The 4,242-nt window shown below is 54.2% G+C and carries 4 protein-coding genes; 2 read left to right on the top strand and 2 right to left on the bottom strand.

What is annotated here, in order from left to right; genetic code table 11:
• Window positions 1-703 (bottom strand): PQQ-dependent sugar dehydrogenase (locus BP822_RS10550; protein WP_286878264.1); only part of this gene is annotated, 703 nt, incomplete at its 3' end.
• Between the two features lie 288 nt (window positions 704-991).
• Entirely contained in the window at window positions 992-2,332 is a 1,341-nt protein-coding gene (locus BP822_RS10545; protein WP_273271315.1) for a phytoene desaturase family protein, read from the bottom strand.
• A gap of 283 nt (window positions 2,333-2,615) precedes the next feature.
• On the opposite strand from BP822_RS10545, the gene gatC reads away from it, so the two are divergent.
• Window positions 2,616-2,897: an Asp-tRNA(Asn)/Glu-tRNA(Gln) amidotransferase subunit GatC gene (gene gatC / locus BP822_RS10540; protein WP_013718246.1), complete on the top strand. Its 282-nt coding sequence runs from the start codon at window positions 2,616-2,618 to the stop codon at window positions 2,895-2,897.
• A 2-nt stretch (window positions 2,898-2,899) separates the two neighbouring features.
• Window positions 2,900-4,242, top strand: a 1,343-nt coding sequence (gatA, locus tag BP822_RS10535) for an Asp-tRNA(Asn)/Glu-tRNA(Gln) amidotransferase subunit GatA (protein ID WP_286878263.1), incomplete at its 3' end; no start/stop codon positions are given.

The following is a 4,242-nucleotide window of genomic DNA, read 5'->3' as shown; positions in this document are numbered from 1 at the left end:
ATGGGTTGTCCGGGGGAATGGCGTAGCCGTCAGCCGCCGAATCCACATCGATTCTCAGAATCTTGCCATAGAAGCTTGAGGTATCCTGGGCGTTTCCTCCCTCGGAGTGGCCAGGCCCCTGATCATTTGCCCCGCCGCCATCGCCCAAAGGCAGGTACAGATAGCCGTCCGGGCCGAAGGTGATGGCCCCGCCGTTATGGTTCATCTGGGGCTTGTCGATCTGGAAGATGACCCTCTCTGAGCTCATATCGACTGCATCGGGATCGTCCTCAGATACTGTGAAAAGAGACAGACGGTTGGTGCAGCTGTAGCCTTCCGGAGCTCCAGATCGCAGAGGGGCGCTGTAGAATACGAATACCCGACCGTTCTCGACAAAATCGGGATGAAACGCCATCCCCAGCAGCCCCCGTTCATCGTAGCCCGGGGATAGATCGACCATCCGGTCGCGAAGATCCATGAAGGGGCCCTCCTGCATCAGGCCATCTTCATCGAAGACCTCAACCATCCCCGTCTGATCGACGGCGAACATCCGGCCGTCGTCTGAGCTGATATACTGCACAGGCGCAGTCAGGCCGGTGGCTATCAGCTTCAGTCCCAAGGTGGGAGGACTCTTATTTTCCAGGGCGGAGATGGATGCCTCGCCTGCGTCGGTGGAGGGATCGGCCTCATTGCCAATGCAGCCTGTGATGCCGGACAAAAGCATCAACAGAATCAGGGTGGAAGGTATTTTATATTTTTTCATTACGATCATTCCTTTCAAATATCTTTCAAATTAGGCGGTTTGAATTCCGAGCATCTATTCTAAGGCTCTAAATACTTATATATTTATGCCCGGCAGGTGGATCTGCTGGAGAGAGGGGCTGTCGGTCCGGCCAGAAAAGAGTAGATTGAAAGGGATTAAGAGTTCCGTCTGGAAAAGCGGTATCGAGGCAGGGGGCCATACCCAGGGGAAAATGGAGCAAATGAATGACTATGAAGGCATCTGATAACCCTAACGCAGTACTCCGTCCGATCTCATGAGATCCAGGCACTTCAGGACCGAGTATGCCGAGCGGTTGACCCCTGCGCTCCTCTTCGCGGTGTCAGTTCCCACACAGTAGAGGTTCTTCACCGGAGTTCTCACGTCTCCGAATCCCAGGTTCAATCCCCAGGATGCTTTCTCCGGTACCAGTTCCTGGTAGTGAATCATATCGATATGATCCTCGATATCCGGGACCTTCCCGACGATTGACTGGAAGGCTTTTTTCTTTATCTTCGCCATATCGTACTTGCCATCCAGGGTAAATGCAAAGCCAACGAGATGATTGCCTCTTGGCGCCAATGTGGGATCGTAGTTGGTGGTGGGAACCACCCAGGCATATGGATCCGAATCGACCCACATCTCCGAGCCGTAATTGAGGAACAGCCTCTTGGTCAGGCCCAGCCATATGGTCAGGGACTTGACCTTCTTGATCGAGGAGAGGTTCTCGGTGTATTCCGCAGGCAGGCCGTCGATTAGATCCGGCAGCCTGGAAGAGAATCCCGAGTATACGACCGTATCGCATTCATAGCTATCCAGATTGGTGATAACCTGATCGGCCTGGATCAACTGATCCGCTCGCTTAATGCCCTCGATTTTGACGACCTTCTCTTTTGTATTGATCTTGACCCTGCCTTCGGGAAATGAGGAGGTGACGGAGTTGATTATAGATTGGAGTCCGCCTTTCGGGTATCCCTGGTCCTTGGCTCCATCGGTTATGAACAGGTCGTACAGCTTTCCCACATAGGGAACGGAATGGGTATTGTGGATCTTGTTGTCTATGAACCGGGATATGGGAGCGTTATCCGCTGATGTGCCCACCATGAAGTAGCACAGCCAGTCCAAAAATCTCCTGGTGGTGCTGGATAGTGCATTGGGAAGGACCGCGGATAGGGGTATATTGGAGAAGTCCTTGCCCGAGTTCAGGAGATAAAGGGTATTGAAGAGCGCCCTCATCAATAGCAGCCTGTCCGTCATGGGAATCAGGCTGAACGTGAGCCAGGCGTTGATGCTCCAGGGGAAAGGCTTGACCTCGTCCCCGATTCGCACGTAGTACTTTCCAAAGGGAGCAAACTGAGGAACGACGCGGAAGTACCTGTCCATCAGCACCTTGAGCGGACCGCTCTTTAACCTGGTTATGGCATGAGGGCCGGTGTCCAGGCGATAGCCGTCCACCTCATAAGACCTGCAGACCCCGCCGATACAGTCCTCTTTCTCCAAAATCAGCACTTTCTTTCCTTCCCGGGAAAGGGCAAGTGCAGTCAATAAGCCGCTGATCCCTGAACCAATAACCACAACATCATTCTTTTTCATAGATCATTATCCAATTTTTGATATCGCTTCCCATCTTATTGTATCAGGATGCTTAAGCCTTTTGGCCCGCAGGCCTCCAGAAGGAGGGATATCGCAGTGCTGCTGATAAAAGAGCATTTATATCCAATAAGGTGATCTTGGGCCTGAAGACAAAAGAGATAGCGGAAAATGGCACAACAACCTTTCGCTTGCGGGCAATCAGCATGGCTCAGTGGGCAAAAGTCGCTATATTAGAATGCCGAATCTAGCTGCCGAATCTAGTAGGTTATATGTGTGGGATGACATGATCACCAGAGAAGATGTGGAGCACATCAGCTGGCTTGCCAGCATCAAGATCGAAGAAGAGGAGAAGGATGAGTTGGTGGAGCAGTTCAACTCCATTCTGGAGTACTTCCATCAACTGGATCTGGTGGACACAGAGGGAGTGGAGCCCACCTACCGGGTGGTTGACCTTGCCAATATCTTCAGAGAGGATATAGCCAGAGGCTCTCTCACTCAGGATGAGGCGCTTTTTAATGCGCCGCGACGCGAAAATGGCTACTTCAAGAGCCCAAGGATAGTGTGATTATGCTGTCCGAGCTTAAGGCAACCCTCCTGGCCGGATCGGCAGAGGAGTATCTCTCCCAGCTTTATGAGAGGATCGAGAGGGGTAAGCTCAATGCCTTTACCACCCTGGCCAGGGAAACGGCTTTGAGAGAGGCAAAAAGCTTTGATCAAAATCCGGGGAAGGGGCTCCTGGCCGGAGTTCCCATCGCCATCAAGGAGTGCATATCGACCAAGGGAATTGAGAGCAACTGCAGCTCCAGGATTCTGCAGGGATACATCCCGCCATATGATGCCCATGTGATCGAGCGTTTGCGGGCAGAGGGGGCCATAATCATGGGCAAGACCAATATGGACGAGTTCGCCATGGGGACCTCCACTGAGACCAGCGCCTTCGGTCCGACCAGAAACCCCTGGGATATCGATTGCGTTCCGGGCGGCTCCAGCGGGGGAAGCGCTGCTTGCGTTGCTGGTGGCGAGGCTCCTTGTTCCCTGGGCTCGGATACGGGCGGATCGGTGCGCTGTCCGGCATCGTTCTGCGGCATCGTCGGCCTGAAGCCCACCTACGGCCTGGTATCGCGCTATGGACTGATCGCTTATGCCAACTCCTTAGAGCAGATCGGGCCTCTGACCCGTACGGTAAAGGATACTGCACTCCTCTTGGAGGTCATCGCCGGGCATGACTGGCGGGACTCGACCTCAGCGGAGAAGAGCAGCTATCTGCCCGACCTGGACCGGGGGATCGATGGCATGAAGATAGGCATACCCAAGGAGTACTTCGGGGAAGGGGTGAATGAAAAAGTAGAGAAGTCGGTCTGGGATGCGATATCCGTCCTGGAGGGACTGGGAGCGAGCTGGCAGGAGGTGAGCCTCCCCCATACCCAGTATGCTCTGGCCGCCTATTATGTGATCGCCATGAGTGAGGCCTCCTCCAATCTGGCCCGCTTTGATGGCCTGCGATATGGGCTGCGCCAGGCTGGGGAGGACCGGGACTGGCATACCACCTTCTCCGAGATTCGCAGCAAGGGCTTCGGTCCTGAGGTGAAAAGGCGAATATTACTGGGGACCTATGCTCTGTCCGCAGGATACTATGGCCGCTACTATCTCAAGGCGCTGAAGGTGAGGACCCTTATCAAAGAGGATTTCCTGCAGGCCTTCAAACAGGTCGATCTCCTCGCCAGCCCGACCATGCCCATTCCCGCTTTCAGGATCGGCGAGCGGATAAACGATCCTCTCTCTCTTTACAAAGCGGACATATTCACCGTGCCCATCAACCTGGCAGGAGTTCCGGCGATATCCCTGCCCTGCGGATTTGCTGGCCAGCTTCCTATCGGCCTGCAGCTCATAGGCCCGCACTTCGGCGAGGC

The sequence above is a fragment of the Methanosaeta sp. UBA458 genome (assembly GCF_002496085.1).
Classification (GTDB): domain Archaea; phylum Halobacteriota; class Methanosarcinia; order Methanotrichales; family Methanotrichaceae; genus Methanothrix; species Methanothrix soehngenii.
Note: the sequence above shows the minus strand (reverse complement) of the source record. Positions and strands in the feature narration are given on the sequence as shown.